Below are 16,895 nucleotides of genomic sequence, written 5' to 3' on the forward strand. Positions count from 1 at the left end.
GGTAAAGCCCGGGTGTGCCGGGTCTTGTGCAATGAACCAAAAATTCTGGCGGGCTATGTGCGCTCCGGCGGGGTGCTGTGTCAGGCCACATCCACCTCCACCAGGATGGCGCGGGGATGGGCCAGCGCGTCGCGCAGCACCGGCGCCAGCTGGCGGGCATCGCTCACGCGCACGGCGTCGCAGCCCTGGCCCCGCGCCAGCGCCAGGAAGTCCAGGTCGGGCAGGTCTGTGCCTTCGAGCTTGTCGCCTTCATGAAACCCGAAGGTGGGCGCGAACTCCTGCAGCGCTGCGTAGCGGCGGTTCTTCAGGATGAGGAAGGTGATGGGCAACTGCAATTGCGCCGCGCTCCACAGCGCCTGGATGGAGTACATCGCCGAGCCGTCGCCGATGAGGCCGATGACCTTGTGATCGGGCTTGGCCAGTGCCACGCCCACGGCGGCAGGCAGACCATAGCCCAGGCCGCCGCTGCACATGGTGTAGAAGGTTTCGCTCTGCACAATGGGCAGGTAGGCGTGCATGGCGGCGCGCGAGCTGGGGGCTTCCTCCACCACGATGGACGCTGCATCACGCACCTCGGCCAGTGTCTGCATCACGTAGGGCACGCTCATCAAGGCGCCGGGGGCTGAAGCCTCGGCCCGTGGCCGCGCGGCGCGGGCCGGGGGCAGTGCGCGCGCTGCAGGCGCCGGGCGCGCCAGCAAGTCCTGCACGCCCAAGCGAACGCTGCCCACGGCCGAGGTGCCCTCGGGCGTCCAGGCGGCCGTGCCCGGGTCGTCAATCAGCTGCACCAGTTGCGCCCCGGGCGGCACATGGGGGCCAAAGCCTTCCACGTGGTACGTGAAGGCCGCGGCGCCGAGTGCGAACACCAGGTCGTGCCCGCCCAGCAGCGCCACGATCTTCTCGCGCATGGCAGGCAGCACACCTGCAAACAGGCGGTGGTCCTGCGGAAAGCCGCAGCGGCCGGACATGGGCGCGATCCATACGGCGGCGTTGTGCCGCTCGGCCAGCGCCAGCACGCCGTCCCAGGCGCGGTCGCGGTCCACGGCGGCGCCCACCACAAACACGGGGCGCTGTGCGCCATCCAGCGCATCGCCGATGGCCTGCAGCACGCGGGGCTCAGGGCGCGACTCGGTGCTCACGGTGCGGGCCTGCAGCGGCTCGCAAGGCTTGTCCCAGTCGTCGGCGGGGATGGACACCAGCACCGGCCCGCGCGGCTGCTGCATGGCGATGTAGTAGGCGCGGGCAATGGCCAGGGGCACGTCTTCGGCGCGCGCGGGCTCGATGCTCCACTTCACGTAGGGCTTGGGCAGCTCGGTGGCCTGGCCCGAAAACAGGAAGGGGTCGAACGGCAGGATGGAGCGTGCCTGCTGCCCGGCCGTGATGACCATGGGCGTGCGGTTCTTGTGCGCCGTGAAGATATTGCCCATGGCGTGGCCCACGCCTGCGGCCGAGTGCAGGTTCACAAAGGCCGCGTTGTGCGTGGCCTGGGCGTAGCCGTCGGCCATGCCCACCACCACCGACTCTTGCAGGCCGAGGATGTAGCGGAAGTCCGGGGGGAAGTCGAGGAACAGCGGCAGCTCGGTGGAGCCCGGGTTGCCAAAGATGGTATCGATGTGAAAGCCGCGCAGCAGGTCGAGCACGGCCTCGCGCACGGTGGGCAGAGGGGTTTCTTCAGAAGGCATCCCGCCATCTTCGGGGGGCTTGCTTCATCCATCAATACAATGAAATGACTAATCGGTATTCACTCAATGCATATCAAGGACATCGACCTCAACCTGCTGCGGCTGTTCGATGCGGTCTACCGCACACGCAATGTGAGCCGCGCCGCCGACCTGCTGGACCTGACCCAGCCCGCTGCCAGCCAGGCGTTGACGCGGCTGCGCCTGCTTATCAAAGACCCGTTGTTTGTGCGCGCAGGCGGCGGCGTGCAGCCCACCCCCAAGGCCGACCGGCTGGCCAACGCCGTGCGCAGCGCGCTGGGCCTGCTGGAAGAGGCCCTCAACGAGTCGGCCTTGTTCGACCCTCTGCAGTCGCGCAAGGTCTTTCGCATCCACATGAGCGATATTGGCGAGGGCCGCTTTCTGCCCGACCTGATGGTGGCGCTGCAGCGCCAGGCACCCGGCGTGCGACTGGAGACATTGCCCGTGCCGCGCCACGAGATTCCCCAGCGGCTGGACAGTGGCGCCATCGACTTTGCCTTTGGTTTTTTGCCCACGGTGAAGGACACGCAGCGTGTGCAGCTCCTCCAGGACCGCTACGTGGTGCTGCTGCGCGCAGGCCACCCCTTCGCCGCCACCAGGCGCAGCGGCCCCGTCCTGCTCAGCGCCTTGCGCCAGCTGGAGTTTGTGGCCGTGCGCACCCACTCCGACACCCTGCGCATTCTGGAGATGCAACAGTTGCAGGATCGCATCCGCCTGACCACCGAGCACTTCATGGTGCTGCCCGCCATCGTGCGGGCCACGGACCTGGCCGTGGTCATGCCCCGCAACATCGCACGCACTTTTGCGGCCGACGGTGGCTACACCCTGATCGAGCCCGCACTGCCGCTGCGTGACTTCACGGTGTCGCTGCACTGGAGCCGCCGCTTTGAAAGCGACCCCGGCAACCAGTGGATGCGGGGGCTGATCGAGCGGCTGTTCAAGGAGTAGACAGGGCCAGGGGGAGGCAAGCACGCACCGGCTTTGTTGCACAAACCCCAGTCAGGCCGAGATAACCCCAACCCCAGACGCAGCTATGCCATGGCCGCCACAGGCACCGTTGTCGGGCGTCCAAGTTGCGTGAAGCGGTTGAGCAAAGCCACCCGCACATGCAACTCTGTGACCTGACGCTCAAACGTGCGCGCCATCACCCGCTCGCCCAGGCGTTTGAAGCAGTGCATCTTGGTCTCTACCAAGCTTCTTCGGTGGTAGCCGCTCCATTTCTTCCAAATCCCGCGCCCCAGCCTTTGGCAGGCCCGCAGCGCTTCGTTGCGCACTGCTGCTCCTTGCCTGGTTTCCTTCCACGGCTTGCCGTTCTTGCGCGGGGGTATTACCGCCTGCGCGCCTCTTTGCGCTATCACCGCATGGCAGTCTTTGGTGTCATAGGCACCGTCCGTGCTCACACTGGCGATCGGCTCATCCGGTGGTATCCGCGCCAGAAGGCCGGGCAGCATGGGCGCATCGCCCACGCTGTTGTCTGTGACTTCATTGGCCCGTATCTCCAGCGTGCTGGCATCAATGCCCAAGTGCACCTTGCGCCACTGCCGTCGGTATTCAGCCCCGTGTTTCTTGCGTTTCCATTCCCCTTCACCCAGGAACTTGATGCCCGTGCTGTCCACCAGCAACTCCAGCGCTGTGCTGCTGCGCCGGTAAGGCAGTTGCACTTGCAGTGTTCTTTGACGGCGGCTGAGGGTGCTGAAGTCGGGTACCCGCCAATTGAGCTTGGCCAACTCCAGCAGGCTTTGAATCAGCCCCAGGCTCTGGCGCAGTGCCAAGCCAAACAAGCACTTGATGCTCAGGAAAAACTGGATGGCGGCATCTGTGAACGTGTGATGGCGACCCCGCTTGCCACTGGCAGGTGCGTACCACTGCATGTCTTGGTCCAGCCAGATCGTCAGCGACCCTCGGGCCTTGAGCGCCGCGTTGTACTCCGTCCAGTTGGTGGTCTTGTAGCGGGCCTTTGACCCTTGGGGTTCACTCATACACTGAGACTACCAGTGCTATGGGGTCGGTTTGTGCAACAAAGCCTCGCCTCTCTCAAGCGCAGTGGCCAAGCGTTCGGAGTAGCTGGTTCTTTGCGCCAGCGCAGCTTCAGCACGGGTGATCCGGGTGGCAGATGCTATGAGAATGCTCAAGGATCGACAAACGCACGCGCAGCTCGGCGCCGCGCGACGCGTTTTCCACCCAGGCTTCGCCGCCCATGGCGCGGGCGGTCTGGCGCACGATGGCCAAACCCAGGCCGGTACCCGGCCGGTCGCTGCCGCGCCAGAAGCGTTCGAACACGCGCTCGCTGTGTTCGGCGGCAATGCCCGGCCCCTGGTCGCTGACGCAGAGCAGCCAGGCCCCGGCTTCAGGCCTCACGTCCACCTTCACCAGGCCTCCGGCGCCGCCATAGCGCAGCGCGTTGTCCAGCAGGTTGTCCACGATGCTGCGCAAGGCCCGCGGGTCGCTCTGCAGCGGCGCCTGGTCGGGGCCATCCAGCTCCAGCTCCGTGCCCTGGGCCGCCGCCTGCTCGGCCAGCAAGGCCATGGCATCGCGCACCAGGTCCATCAAGTCGGCCTGCTTCGCGCCCTGGCTGCACAGGGCCTCGCCATCAGCGCGGGCCAGGTCCAGCAATTGCTGCGTGAGGTGGGAGCTGCGCGTGACGGCGGCCTGCAGGCGTTCGGCGGCCTGCTCGCGCGCCTGGCCCTCGCTGCGCATCAGCACCGTCGCCTGGGTGGCCAGCACGGCCAGCGGGGTGCGCATTTCGTGGGCGGCATCGTGCACAAAGGCCCGCTCCCGGGCCAGGCCCTGAGCCACGCGGTCGAACAGGCGGTTCAGGGCCTGCTCCAGCGGCAGCATCTCGCGGTAGCTGCGGGCCGTTGACAGGGGGCTCAGATCGTGCGGGCTGCGCTGCGCGATTTGCTGGGAGAGTTGGCGCAAGGGCCGCAGCCCCCGACGCACAGCCCACCACACCGGCAACACCACCACCGGCAGCGCCAGCAGCAGGTAGTAGGCCAGGCCACGCGCCAGCTCGACCAGGGCCCAGCGGCGCCGGGCTGCGAGCTGCTCGTCTACCACGGCCACCCGCCAGCGCTGACCGCTGGCCACGTACAGCAGGCGCGGGCCCCGCGGGTCTGCCGTCAGGCCGTCGCCCCACCGCCGCAGCGACAGGGGCGAGTCCACTTGAAAGGACTGCACAAAGCGTCCGTCCAGCGCTTCCATGTGCAGGCCCAGTGGCGGCATCTGGGTTGTGTCCTTCAGGGATTCGAGCACCAGGCGATGGGCCAGCGCGAAGGCGCCTTGGGCCTCCGCTTCGCTGCGGGTGTCGTCCAGAGCGTTTGCCAACACTTGGGCTGAGTTCAAGACCTCGCGGTCCCATTCGCCCGATCCTCTGCGCAGGATCTCGAACAACTGCACCGCCAGGATGAGCAGAAACACGCCCACAAAGGCCACCAGCGTGGTCTGCATCACACGCGTTCCCAGCGCGGGCAGGCCTGCGGCGCGCGAGTTCACGCCGGCTCGCTGGTAATCAGGCGGTAGCCCACCCCGCGCACGGTCTGCACCCGCGCGGCCCCCACCTTGCGGCGCAGGTTGTGCACATGCACCTCGATGGCATTGAAGTCCAGCGCCTCACCGAGCGGCGCCAGGGCCTGGGCCAGGCGGTGCTTGGCGACCACGCTGCCGGCCGCGCGCGCCAACACGGCCAAGATGTCGAACTCGCGCGGCGAGAGCGCCACGCTCTGGTGCTCCAGCAGGCATTCGCGCCGCGCCAGATCCAGCACCAGCGCGCCCAGCACCCAGCGGCTGGCCGCCTGCTGCGCGGCGCGGCGCGTCACGGCGCGCACGCGCGACAGCAGCTCGGGCATGGCAAAGGGTTTGACCAGGAAATCGTCGGCCCCTTCGTCCAGACCGGCCAGGCGATCGCCGAGCGAGTCGCTGGCGGTGATGACCATCAAGGGCTGCGTCAGTCCAGCGCTGCGCCACTCGCGCAGCAGGCTCAGACCATGGCCATCGGGCAGGCCCAGGTCCAGCAGCACGCAGTCGTAGCTCTGCGTGGCAACGAACCGTCGCGCGTCCACCGCGCTGCGCAACCACTCGCTGGTCAGGCCGGCTTGCCGCAGCGCCTGCTGCAGCGCAGCGCCCAGATCCAAGTCGTCTTCAACAAGCAGTAGATGCATGGGCGCATTATCGTGCGGCACCGTCGGCCTTGGCTGAAGGCTTGCTGAAGACGGATTTAGGCGGAGGGAAAGCGGTGGGCCTGCACAGTACGCAGCGTCCTCAAAATCAACACGGAGTTCCCGCATGTCCCCGACCCCTATCCTGATCACCACTTTGCTGGCTGTGGCCCTGCTGAGCGCCTGCGGTGGCAATTCCGAAGAGAAGCCCAAGCGTCCGGCAACGCTGGAAGGCGTGTGGCAACAAACCGGCTACGGCGCCGTGACGCAGGTCGAAGCCTTGGCCGGTGGGCACTGGCGACTCACACGCTACGAGCAAGCCGGCGGCGCCTGCCTGCGCAGCGCGGCCTCCACCGAGTTGAGCGGCGGCGAACTGTCCCAGATGCTGATCTTGTCGGCGGATGGGCAGAGCATGGAGGAGCGAATCCCAGGCCAGCAGCTGACGCTCGGCATCCCGGCCCAGCGCCTGGCGGTGCTGCCCAGCAGCTGCACCACGGCACGCCACAAGACCGCTGAGGAGGACGGCTACCAAGCCGACAGTCAACGTGACTTCGATTGGGTCTGGCACAGCTTCAACGAGCTGTACCACGACTTCAGGCTCAGCGGCAGTAACTGGCAGCAGGCCAAGGCCCTGCGCGCAAGGCTACGCGCCAACAGCAGTCCGGAGGAACTGTTCCAGGTGCTCAGCGAACTGGTGGCCCCCCTGGGGGACGGGCACGCTCAGGTGTGGCACGGCGAGCGCATGTTCGTCAGCACGCGCAAGGCGATATTGCCGCACATATTGGAAGACCAGAAATTGCAGCAGCTGGGCTGGAGCAGGCCGCTCGACCGCGCTCAGCGCATGGCCGTGAAAGCGCATGTTGACGAAGTCATACAGGCCATGCAGGCCGCGGCGTTTCGGACACGAGCACAGACCTCAGAAATCAAGCTGCGCGGCAACCATCAGTTGGCCTGGCAGCACGGCGCCGATGGCATCGTCTATGTGCTGCTGCGAGGACTGGCCAACTTCAGCGCGGAAGACGACAACAGCAAGGAGATGCCGGCTTTGCAAAGCGCGATGGATGAGCTGATGCAAGACGCGCAGGGAGCCCGAGGCCTCATCATGGATCTGCGCTTCAACTTGGGCGGCAACGACGAGGCGGCGGTGTCCATCGCCTCCCGCTTTGCACCGGGTCGTCTGCAAGCCTATGCCACGCAGGCCCGATCCGGTGCCCAGCGCACCCCTTTGCGCAAGGTCTTCCTGGACCCCAAGGGCCAGACCACCTACAGCGGCCCGGTGGCGGTGCTCACCAGCCCCACCACCATCAGCGCCGGCGAATTGCTGGCGCTCTCGATGCGTGCGTTGCCACAGGCCAGGCTGATTGGCGAAGCCAGCGCCGGCGCCCTGTCCAGTGCCCTTGTACGCCGCACCCCGAGCGGCCTGCGCTTCACGTTGTCCAACGAGTTCCTCCTGTCGCCAGATGGTGACTGGTTCGAGGGCCAGGGCGTGCCCGTGCAATTGCCCCAGCCCTTCCTGACGCCCGAACTGCTGGCGCTGAAACACGACCCCGGCGTGGCGCGGGCGCAGCGCTGGCTGATTAGCGGGTCTTGAACAGGTGGCTCCGCGCAGGAACTCACGCACCTGGCCGTCGATCCAGTCGCGGTCGTCCCACATCAGGAAGTGGAAGCCCTTCTCGGTCATCCCGATGCGGAGGAGAGGAGGATAGGAAATCCAACCGGATGAGCGCAACTATGCGTACCACGTTTGGGGCATCCCAGGTGTGCGCACTGGGGGCTTCTGGGGTGATTTCTCAAGGCCAGTTGCCCGAGATTTTTCGATATGACCCGTTTTTTTGCGGAGACAGGCGCAGCCCCGCCTCACAGCGTTGGCAAAAACCGCTGTTGCCACCGCTTGCCAACTGACGCGCTGATCGACCTCAAAGTCCGGGGCCGGTTGGGCCGCTACGTCCCAATCTGGCTCCCCATGGACACCATCGCCCATCTGCGTGTCGCACTCATCCCACGGTGGTGGCCCCGTGCCGGGGTGATACGCGGTGGCTCGGGCTCTACCCCGATGTGCTCCAGTATTTGGCTGATGTCGACGCTGTAGGCAATGAAGGCGATGATGCGCATTTCCCCGCCGCAGATGGGGCGCAGCAGCGGGAACACTTCGTAGATGCGGGCAATCAGCTCCAGCGGGGTGGGGGTGATCACATCGGCCTTTACGCCGCGCTTGTTGTGAGGCAGGCTGCCGGGCCCGCTGTACTGCTTGGCGCAGCGGTAGACCAGTTCGCTGCCCGCTTTGCGCAGCCGCTCCAGCCCGGCGCGGTCGTGCGCCGCTATGTACACGCTGGTGTCCACCAAAAAACCGCTGTGTTTGTAGCCCAGCATCTCTTGGGCCTCAAAACTCTCCAGCAGACCGCGCCCAACGAAGGCACGCAAGATGCGCCGACGCAAGCTGGCCTGCGCTTGGCCGACGGCATCCGCAGTCACGCAGGTGGTCGGGTGGAAAATGATGCGCGGTGGTGAGCTTTGAGAAGCTGCGTCAGCAGCGTCGCGCTCCTCGCCCGCCACTTCCTCAAATGTCCCATCGACTGCGCAGGCATGGAAGTGCACATGCTCGTTCAGACTGGAGCCAAAGCGGTGGATGAAGGCGATTGCGCCAATGTGCAAGGCCTGCTTATCCATATTCGCCGCACCAGGGCTGCTGGCTTGCAGTGTTCGCGCGATGACCCGTAGGAAGATGCGCAACACCATGTTGAGCACCGGGCCATCGCGCTGCATGTAGTACCTCAGCCGCTTCGGCACCGACAGCACCCACTGGCGCACCGGCAAGCGGGGAAACACATGGTCGGTGAGGTGCGCCGCCGTCTCGGCCATGCGCCGCGTGTTGCATGAGGGGCAGACACCCCGGCCCTTGCACGAGAAGGCGACCAGGAAGTCGTGTCCGCAGTCGTCGCTGCGGGCGCGGGCAAAGACGTGGGCGAAGATGCCGCACTCCAGATGTTTCTCGAACGCTTTGCGCACGTAGGGCTTGGGTGTGTGGTGGTCGCCCTGGCCCTCATACTGACCCTCGCAAGCCAGCTCCAGCCAGCTCTCGTCGTGCTCGGCCACGGTTTGGTAGAGCAGAGTGCGTTCGGGGTGGCGGGGGTTGTAGCGCTTGGGTTTGGCGGTGGCTGGCATGAATGCTGCATAAATACATGGGGTATCTATTTAGCTCCGGTGGCGTCAAAATAGCTGGATGAAAACCCAGTTGCTAACGCCAACTCCTGGACAGGACTACCCCCGCACCTGGAACGGTTTTCTTGACTGGTTTTTCACCGAAGAGGCCTGCCAGTCGTTCCTGGAGAAGCTTCGCTGGCCCCATGGCTTCGTCTGCCCACGTTGCGGCAACGCTGGTGATGTGTACCGCGCCAGCCGCACCCGCCTGATGTGCCGCTCATGCCAGTACCAAGGCACAGTGACCTCTGGGACCATCTTTAACAAGACGCGCACACCGCTGTGTGTCTGGCTGGCGGCAGCTTGATACCTGACCAATCAGAAACAAGGCGTGAGCGCCCTGGGGCTGCAGCGCGTATTGGGGTTGGGGAGCTACCAGACCGCCTGGACCATGCTGCACCGGTTCCGACGCGCCATGGTTCGCCCGGGCCGGGACAAGCTCAAAGGGCTTGTCGAGGTGGATGAAACGTATCTGTCCATTTCGGATCGAAAAAATCCCGCCACCCCAGCAGGGCGCAAGAGCAGCACCACCAAAGTGTTGATGGTCATGGCGGTGGAGATCGTAGAGCCCAAGGGATTTGGGCGCATTCGGCTGCGCCGCATTGACCGAGACTCCGCCACGCACGTCATCCCCTTTGTGCAGGAGATGGTCGAGCCCGGAGCCCAGGTGCGAACGGATGGTTCGGCGGCGTACCGCGCACTGGGAGAGCTGGGTTACACCCACCAGCGCACCGTCATGCTCGGCTCAGGCGTACCTGCCCATGTCTCCATGGCGGGAGTGCACCGGGTCGCCTCACTGGTACAGCGCTGGGTGCTGGGAACGCACCACGGTTCTGTGCAACCCGAGCACCTGGACGCCTATCTCGATGAATTCGTGTTCCGCTTCAACCGGCGCACATCCAGCTCACGCGGGATGCTGTTTTACCGCTTGCTGCAGCAAGCGGTGGTTACGCCGCCAGTGACGTATGGGGATGTCGTGAGCAAGAACACTGGGGAGAGGCAATCGGATATCATTGCTGGATGAAAACGCAGTATTGATGGGGTTGCTGGAGCTAAATAGATACCCTTTTATTTATCCAATAAATCCAGACAGCTGGAGCCCAGCAGACACGCGTTACACGGAGGCAAGCAGCCATGCCCCGCACCTTCACAGACAAGTCCGACATCCCCGCGCCGCCTGAAGAGGTCCGCATCCCGCTGCAGGCCATCCGTGGTCGGGGCGCGGCCACGGCCCTGGCACACCGGTTTGCGCGGGATGTGCGCGAGGTGGCCGACGACGGCTGGGGCCAACTACCGGGGGGCAATGATGCGGACGACGATGCATCCACCACCCCCGCCGCCACCCGCGTGCACCTCGAAACCGCGCGCAGCGCCATCTGCGCCAACGACTCGCCGGACATCTTCTTTGAACTCTCGGTCAACCCCTACCGGGGCTGCGAGCACGGCTGCATCTACTGCTACGCCCGGCCCACGCACAGCTACCTCAACTTCTCGCCGGGGCTGGACTTTGAGGCGCAGATCGTGGCCAAGCACAACATCGCCAGCGTGCTGCGGCACGAGCTGGCCCAGCCGCGTTATGTGCCGCGCCTGTTGAACATCGGCTCCGCCACCGACTGCTACCAGCCCGTGGAGCGCGAGCTGAAGCTCACCCGCAGCCTCATCGAGGTGATGCGCGACGCGCGCCACCCGTTTTCGCTCATCACCAAGTCCAGCGGCGTGGAGCGCGACCTGGACCTGCTCGCCCCGCTGGCCGCACAGCGCCTGACCGCTGTGTACGTCACCATCACCACGCTCGACGCCACCCTGGCCCGCCGCATGGAACCCCGCGCCGCCGCGCCCCACCGGCGCCTGCGCACCATCCGCGCGCTGGCCGATGCGGGCGTGCCCGTGGGCGTGAGCGTGGCGCCGCAGATCCCCTTCATCACCGAAGACATGGAGCAGGTGCTGGAGGCCGCACGCGAGGCGGGCGCGCGCAGTGCCTTCTACACCGTGCTGCGGCTGCCTTGGGAGCTGGATACGCTGTTTCGCGAATGGCTGCAGGTGCATTACCCCCAGCGCGCCGCGCGCGTGATGGCCCGCGTGCAAGACCTGCACCACCTGAGCGACGCCGAGCGCCGCGCGGGCAAAACCTACAACAGCGATTTCGCCACCCGCATGAAAGGCACAGGCCTGTGGGCCGACCTGGTGCGCCAGCGCTTTGCCACCACCTGCCGCAGGCTGGGCCTGAACCGCGAACGCGTGGAGCTGGACCTGGGCCAGTTCCGCCCCGGGCTGCTGCAGGGGCAAAGCAGCCTGTTCTGACCCGGCTGTGTGGCGCAGTGGGTTGAAAACTTGAATAAAAATGGCCGTTATCGCGCATCCGGTATGCCTCAATAGCTATCTAAATGGTAGCAATCGAAGCAGGCTCTGCAAGCGCACGCCAGGGGCCACGTGTGGGCTGTATGCATCGCCCCTCACACGGCCCACAGGCTTTGCACCACCTGCGTGTACAGCGGAATGCCCAGCACGATGTTGAGCGGAAACGTCAGCCCCAGCGACAGGCTCACATACAGCGACGGGTCGGCCTCAGGGATGGCATAGCGCACCACCGCAGGCACGGCGATGTAAGACGCACTGGCCGCCAGCACCATCAGCAGCACCGCATCGCCTGCAGGCACCGCCACCAGCCAGGCCAGGCCCAGCGCCAGCGTGGCGTGGGTGATGGGGCCCAGCACCGCATAGGCCAGCAGCCAGGGCGACTGCTGGCGCACCGCAGGCAGGTTGCGTGCGGTCGATAGGCCCATGTCCAGCAAGAACAGGCACAGCATGCCCTTGAAAAGATCACCCGAAAACGGCTGCATGGCCGCCTTGCCCGCATCGCCCGTCAGTAGGCCAATCAGCATCGCGCCCAGCAGCAGCAACTGCGTGCCATCGGTGAACGACTCGTGCAGGATCTTGCCCACCGACAGGTGCGGGCCGGTCTTCCCACTGACGTTGCCCGGGCCATGACCGCCCAGCGTGGCGGCGCCCCCGCTGGTCATCGCCACCACAGGCGTGGCGGCGGTGGCCACGGCCACCGCCTGCTGCTTTTGCCTCAGCGCATTGGCCAGCAGCACTGCCAGGATGATGGCGGGCGACTCCATCAGCGCCATCGCCGCCGCCATGTGGCCGCCGTAGGCGATGTGCTGCGACTCCAGGTACTGCGTGGCCGTCACAAACGTCACCGCGCTCACCGATCCATAGGTGGCTGCCACCGCCGCCGCATTGAAGCCCGACAGCACCCGCCGCAAGAGCGCGTAGCCCACCAGCGGCACCACGATGGCCAGCAGCACCGCCAGCCCCAGGCTGGTGGCCACGCTGGACGTAAAGCCCGATGCCGCCAGCGCAAACCCGCCCTTGAGGCCCAGCGCCATCAGCAGGTAGATCGACAAGAACTTGGAGATCGCCGCAGGCATCTCCAGGTTGGACCGCACCAGGCCCGCAAACACGCCCAACGCAAAAAACAGGATCGCAGGGTCCAGCAAGCTTTGCATCATTCAACTCCTTGGGCGCCAATGTTATGCAGCGCAAGGTGCAAAGTAAAATCGATTCGAATGTGCTTATCTATAGATAAAAATCTATGAACATCACCTTCCGCCAGCTCCGGCTTTTTCTGGCGCTGGCCGAAACCGGCAGCGTCAGCGCGGCCGCCAAGGTCATGCACGTCACGCAGCCCACCGCCTCCATGCAGCTGCGCGAGGTGGCGCAGGCCGTGGGCCTGCCGCTGTACGAAGTCATATCGCGCCGCGTGCACCTCACCGACGCGGGCCACGCCCTGGCGCGCACCGCGCGCGCCATCGCGGGCGAGTGGGACGCGTTCGAGCAGCGCATCGCAGGCGCCAAGGGCCTGACCAGCGGAAGCCTCAAGGTCGCCGTGGTCAGCACCGCCAAATACTTTGTGCCCCGCCTTTTGGGCAGCTTCTGCAAGCTGCACCCGCACATCGACATCTCGCTGGAAGTGCTCAACCGCGACCACGTCATCGGCCGCCTGCGCGCCAACCAGGACGACCTCTACGTCATGTCCATGCCGCCCGCCGACCTGCCGCTGGAGGACCAGATCCTCATGCCCAACCCCCTGGTCGTCATTGCCCCCGCAGGCCATCCGCTGGCCGCCAAAAAGCGCATCAGGCTGGAGCAGCTGCAGGCCGAGCGATTCATCTTGCGAGAAAAAGGCTCGGGCACCCGCATGGCCACTGACGCCCACCTGCGCCAGGCGGGCTTTGCTCCCCGCACCGTGCTGGAGCTGGGCAGCAACGAAGCCATCAAGGAATCGGTGGAGGGCCAGCTGGGCCTCTCCATCGTCTCCCTCCACGCCCTGGGCCCGCACCACGAGGGCCTGGCCGTGCTCAACGTGGCGGGCTTCCCCATCCGCTCGCAATGGCACCTGGTCTGGCCCAAGGGCAAACAGCTGTCACCGATTGCCGAGGTGTTTCGCGGGCACTTGATGGGGGAGGTGGAGGGGTGGATGGGGCGGGGGTGACACAGAAGCTCACTTGTCGGGGTGGGTAGCCGCGTGGATTGTCATGTTGGCTTACTCAATCGACATGCTGCTCACTCCGTTTAATAGCAGAGCGCAACAGAATAGTTATCGGTATTGCCAACCCCGCAACCAGAAGCGCAAAAAAGACGCCGAGTAAATCGCCGCCGTCGGAAAGCAGGTCGGCGGACTGCGCCACCTGCCTTCGATTGCCAAAGGTTGCTGTGTACAAAAGATATGCGCCATACAGACCAATCAGCACTACTACAGCGAAGCCCATCAACTCCCAAACGGTCTCAGATTTCCACTCGATCCCCGCAAAGATGCCAAGAGCAACAAAAGGCAGTCCCCAGAGAGCCATGCACACCCTCATGAAGAGAGGGTCTGTCACGAGCGATTGCAGATACACGGGCAACTTCATTCACGCACTCTAACCCAGCGAATACTGCACATGTCGCTGAACATTTTGAGCGGGCGTGTGGAAGCCGATCGTCTTGCGCGGCCTCTCTTTTAATTGTCTCGGAATGGCGTTGAGCTGAAGCTGTGAGAGATCGGAGAGGTTGAAGCGCTTGGGCATGTACAGCCTGAACATGCCGTTCGTGTTTTCGTTGCTTTGCGCTGCGAGTCCTCATCAGCGCCCCCTGTTTGATAGGCCGCTAGGTCTGCGTCAGGTGGCCCTACCCTTCAGCCCATCGACATCCCAGCCCCCAGCCCCTGCCTGCATCCCCCAAACATATCCAGCCCCGCGCTGTATGCCCCGGTCTTCACGTCCATCAAGCCCAGCACCGAGTGGAAGTAGTGGTCATGCGTGATGCGGCGCTGGGCCAGGTCGTGCTGCAGGCAGCCGGTGGTGATGTGGGTGCGGGCCTGCATGGCGGGGGAGAGCCAGGTAATCCAGGGCACGTGTTTTTGCACGTTGGGCGCGATGCTGTAGGGCAGGCCGTGCAGGTAGAGGTTGTTTTCGCCCAGCGATTCGCCGTGGTCTGCCACGTACATCATGGCGGTCTGGGCCTTGCCGCCGCGCGCAGAGAGCCACTGGATGACTCCGTCGAGGAAGGCATCGGTCTCGACGATGCTGTTGTCGTACGCGTTCACCACCTGCTGGCGCTCGCACTCTTGCAGCGCTGTGGAGGTGCATTCGGGCAGGAACCGCTTGTGCTCGGGGGCCGAGCGTTTGGAATATGCCGGGCCGTGGCTGCCCATCTGGTGCAGCACGACCACGGTGCCGCGCTGGCGCTGCTCGGCGGGCAGGGCGGCGATGCGTGCGTCCAGGTCCTTCAGCATCACGCGGTCCAGGCATTCGCCCGGGGTGGGGCACAGGGCGGGGTCGTTCCAGCTGGCAGTGCTGGTCTGGCCTGCACGGTCGCACACGCCTTTGCAGCCGGACTGGTTGTCTACCCACAGCACGGCCAGGCCTGCGTGCTGCAGCACGTCGATCAGGCTTTCGAAATTGGCGGCGCGTGCTTCGTAGCCCGTGCGGCCCAGGTGCGAAAACATGCAGGGCACCGATGCGGCGGTGCTGGTGCCGCAGGACCAGGCGTTGCCTGCACTCGCCAGGTCGGTGCGGGCCGAGAGCAGCGGCGTGGTGTTGCGCGCATAGCCGTTGATGCCGAAGTTGCCGCTGCGGCCGGTTTCGCCCAGCACCAGCACCAACAGAGGCGGCTGGGCCTGGCCCGCGTAGCTGGCGCCCAGCTGGGCGTCGCGCCCCACGGGCAGCAGGGTGCGGGTGTTGGTGCGCAGGGGCTGGGTGGCGATGTGGCCCAGGGCGTACACGCTGTTGAGCGGGTTGATGAGGTAACGCAGGCGCGTGTGGTTGCGCATGGTGGAGGCAAAGTCCTGGAACACCGCCAGCACACACACCACGATGAGCGCCACCGCGCCCACCAGCAGCAGGCCGTTGTGGGCGGCGTGGCGCCAGGCGCCCAGGCGGCGCACGGGGCGGCGGTACAGCCACACCAGCGGCGGCGCGGCCAGGGCCAGCACGGTGGCGGCCATGCGCCAGCTCAGCAGGTCGGTGGCTTCGTGGGCGTCGGTCTGCAGCACGTTGGTGAGCATGCTGGCGTCGATGACAATGCCGTAGGCGAGCATGAAGTAGGCGCCGAAGGCGGCCATCACCACCATCAGCGCTGCGGCGGGCTTGAGCGTCCAGCGCCAGGCCAGCAGGCTCAGCAGTGCGGCATTGCCTGCGGCCACGATGACGGCAAACGCCATGGCAAACCCCCAGCCGCGCAGGCTGCCGTGGCCGGGCAGCTGGGCCACCTCGCGCCACAGCGGCACGTTGCACGCCGTGGCCAGCCAGGTGCTGATGAGCACCACCACCCACACGGGGTGCAGGTGCGCGGGTGGCGCGGGTTGGGGGGCGGTGGACGGGGCTTGCGGCGCAGCGCCAACAGCCAGGTGGGGGAGCAGCAGGCGCTGCAGGATCAGAGGCATGGGCGCACTGTGGCGCCCCAGACTTAAGGGCGTATTAACGCGCGGACGCCCCTGTAGACGGCGCTGCCAGCTGCCGCGCGTGGTGCTCCAGGTGGTCGGCCATGAAGCTTTGCACAAAGTAATAGCCGTGGTCATATCCCGCATGGCGGCGCAGCGTGAGCGGCTGGCCAATGGCGGTGCAGGCGGCTTCGAGCAGGTGGGGGTGCAGCTGGTCGGGCAGGAACTTGTCGGCCAGGCCCTGGTCGATGAGGATGCCCGCCGGGTAGGGGGCGACGGGCTGGTGCTGCATGAGCACGGTGGCGTCGTGTTCGATCCAGGTGCTGCGGTCCGGGCCCAGGTAGCCGGTGAAGGCCTTGTCGCCCCAGGGGCACTGGGTGGGGGCGCAGATGGGCGCAAAGGCCGACAGCGACTGGAACCGGCCCGGGTGGCGCAGCGCCAGCGTGAGCGCGCCATGCCCGCCCATCGAGTGGCCGGTGATGCCCAGGCGGCTGCCGTCGATGGGCAACTGGGCGGCCACCTGGGGCAGCAGCTCGTCCAGCAGATAGCTCTCCATGCGCCAGTGGGTGCGCCAGGGCGCCTGGGTGGCGTCCAGGTAGAAGCCTGCACCCACGCCAAAGTCCCAGCTGTCGGCCTCGCCCGGCACGTTGGCGCCACGCGGGCTGGTGTCGGGCGCGATGAGGGCCAGGCCCAGCTCGGCGGCCAGGCGCTGGGCGCCGGCCTTGACCATGAAGGTTTCTTCGGTGCAGGTGAGGCCCGCCAGGTACACCACGGCGGGCACGGGGCCCTGCTGCGCCTGCGGCGGCAGGTAGACCGCAAACCTCATCGGCAGGCCGATGGTGGTGGAGGCGTGCTGGTAGAAGCGCTGCTCGCCGCCGAAGCAGGCGTGGCTGCTGAGTAGTTCAAACGCAGTGGACATGA

Annotated in this window: 12 protein-coding genes and 3 pseudogenes; 5 read left to right on the top strand and 10 right to left on the bottom strand. The window is 65.9% G+C overall.

The window, feature by feature from the left end:
* Positions 1-80: 80 nt before the first annotated feature.
* A complete protein-coding gene (gene mdlC / locus ACYZGB_RS10415; protein ID WP_462388146.1) occupies positions 81-1,679 on the bottom strand; it encodes a benzoylformate decarboxylase in 1,599 nt (532 codons plus the stop codon).
* Between the two features lie 66 nt (positions 1,680-1,745).
* On the opposite strand from mdlC, the gene ACYZGB_RS10420 reads away from it, so the two are divergent.
* Positions 1,746-2,645 (top strand): LysR family transcriptional regulator, encoded by a 900-nt coding sequence (locus ACYZGB_RS10420; protein ID WP_462388147.1) that lies wholly within the window; start codon positions 1,746-1,748, stop codon positions 2,643-2,645.
* An 83-nt stretch (positions 2,646-2,728) separates the two neighbouring features.
* On the opposite strand, the gene ACYZGB_RS10425 is transcribed toward ACYZGB_RS10420, so the two are convergent.
* From ACYZGB_RS10425 to ACYZGB_RS10435, 3 genes are all read right to left on the bottom strand, one after another.
* Complete coding sequence (locus ACYZGB_RS10425; RefSeq protein ID WP_462388148.1) at positions 2,729-3,676, bottom strand: IS5 family transposase; 948 nt, start codon at positions 3,674-3,676, stop codon at positions 2,729-2,731.
* 109 nt (positions 3,677-3,785) lie between these two features.
* The gene (locus tag ACYZGB_RS10430; RefSeq protein ID WP_462388149.1) at positions 3,786-5,189 is read right to left on the bottom strand and encodes a sensor histidine kinase; all 1,404 of its coding nucleotides are present in this window, start codon (positions 5,187-5,189) and stop codon (positions 3,786-3,788) included.
* Entirely contained in the window at positions 5,186-5,854 is a 669-nt protein-coding gene (locus ACYZGB_RS10435; protein ID WP_462388150.1) for a response regulator, read from the bottom strand. Before ACYZGB_RS10435 ends, ACYZGB_RS10430 begins: the two co-directional genes overlap by 4 nt.
* Before the next feature lie 124 nt (positions 5,855-5,978).
* Here ACYZGB_RS10435 and ACYZGB_RS10440 point away from each other — a divergent pair, with 124 nt between their 5' ends.
* A complete protein-coding gene (locus tag ACYZGB_RS10440) occupies positions 5,979-7,442 on the top strand; it encodes a S41 family peptidase (protein WP_462388151.1) in 1,464 nt (487 codons plus the stop codon).
* Between the two features lie 303 nt (positions 7,443-7,745).
* Here the strand turns inward: ACYZGB_RS10440 and ACYZGB_RS10445 are convergent.
* Positions 7,746-9,013 (bottom strand): annotated as a pseudogene (locus ACYZGB_RS10445) (transposase zinc-binding domain-containing protein); the annotation flags it as partial.
* A 58-nt stretch (positions 9,014-9,071) separates the two neighbouring features.
* Between ACYZGB_RS10445 and ACYZGB_RS10450 the strand changes: the two are divergent.
* Positions 9,072-10,073: pseudogene (locus ACYZGB_RS10450) on the top strand (IS1595 family transposase).
* 110 nt (positions 10,074-10,183) lie between these two features.
* Positions 10,184-11,350, top strand: a complete 1,167-nt coding sequence (locus ACYZGB_RS10455) for a PA0069 family radical SAM protein (RefSeq protein WP_462388152.1) — start codon at positions 10,184-10,186, stop codon at positions 11,348-11,350.
* Between the two features lie 152 nt (positions 11,351-11,502).
* On the opposite strand, the gene ACYZGB_RS10460 is transcribed toward ACYZGB_RS10455, so the two are convergent.
* The gene (locus ACYZGB_RS10460; protein WP_462388153.1) at positions 11,503-12,561 is read right to left on the bottom strand and encodes a sodium-dependent bicarbonate transport family permease; all 1,059 of its coding nucleotides are present in this window, start codon (positions 12,559-12,561) and stop codon (positions 11,503-11,505) included.
* Positions 12,562-12,647: 86 nt separating this feature from the next.
* Between ACYZGB_RS10460 and ACYZGB_RS10465 the strand changes: the two genes are divergently transcribed.
* On the top strand, positions 12,648-13,547 hold the full coding sequence (locus ACYZGB_RS10465) for a LysR family transcriptional regulator (RefSeq protein ID WP_462388154.1): 900 nt from the start codon (positions 12,648-12,650) through the stop codon (positions 13,545-13,547).
* Between the two features lie 55 nt (positions 13,548-13,602).
* Here the strand turns inward: ACYZGB_RS10465 and ACYZGB_RS10470 are convergent, their stop codons facing one another.
* From ACYZGB_RS10470 to fghA, 4 genes and pseudogenes are all read right to left on the bottom strand, one after another.
* Positions 13,603-13,965: a hypothetical protein gene (locus ACYZGB_RS10470; RefSeq protein ID WP_462388155.1), complete on the bottom strand. Its 363-nt coding sequence runs from the start codon at positions 13,963-13,965 to the stop codon at positions 13,603-13,605.
* 9 nt (positions 13,966-13,974) lie between these two features.
* Positions 13,975-14,157 (bottom strand): annotated as a pseudogene (locus tag ACYZGB_RS10475) (IS30 family transposase); the annotation flags it as partial.
* Positions 14,158-14,228: 71 nt separating this feature from the next.
* Positions 14,229-15,977 carry a phosphoethanolamine transferase gene (locus ACYZGB_RS10480; protein ID WP_462388156.1) on the bottom strand — a complete coding sequence of 583 codons (1,749 nt, stop codon included), beginning with the start codon at positions 15,975-15,977 and terminating at the stop codon, positions 14,229-14,231.
* 34 nt (positions 15,978-16,011) lie between these two features.
* The gene (gene fghA / locus ACYZGB_RS10485) at positions 16,012-16,893 is read right to left on the bottom strand and encodes an S-formylglutathione hydrolase (RefSeq protein ID WP_462388157.1); all 882 of its coding nucleotides are present in this window, start codon (positions 16,891-16,893) and stop codon (positions 16,012-16,014) included.
* Between the last annotated feature and the right edge of the window lie 2 nt (positions 16,894-16,895).

Source organism: Acidovorax sp. Q11, assembly GCF_054950075.1.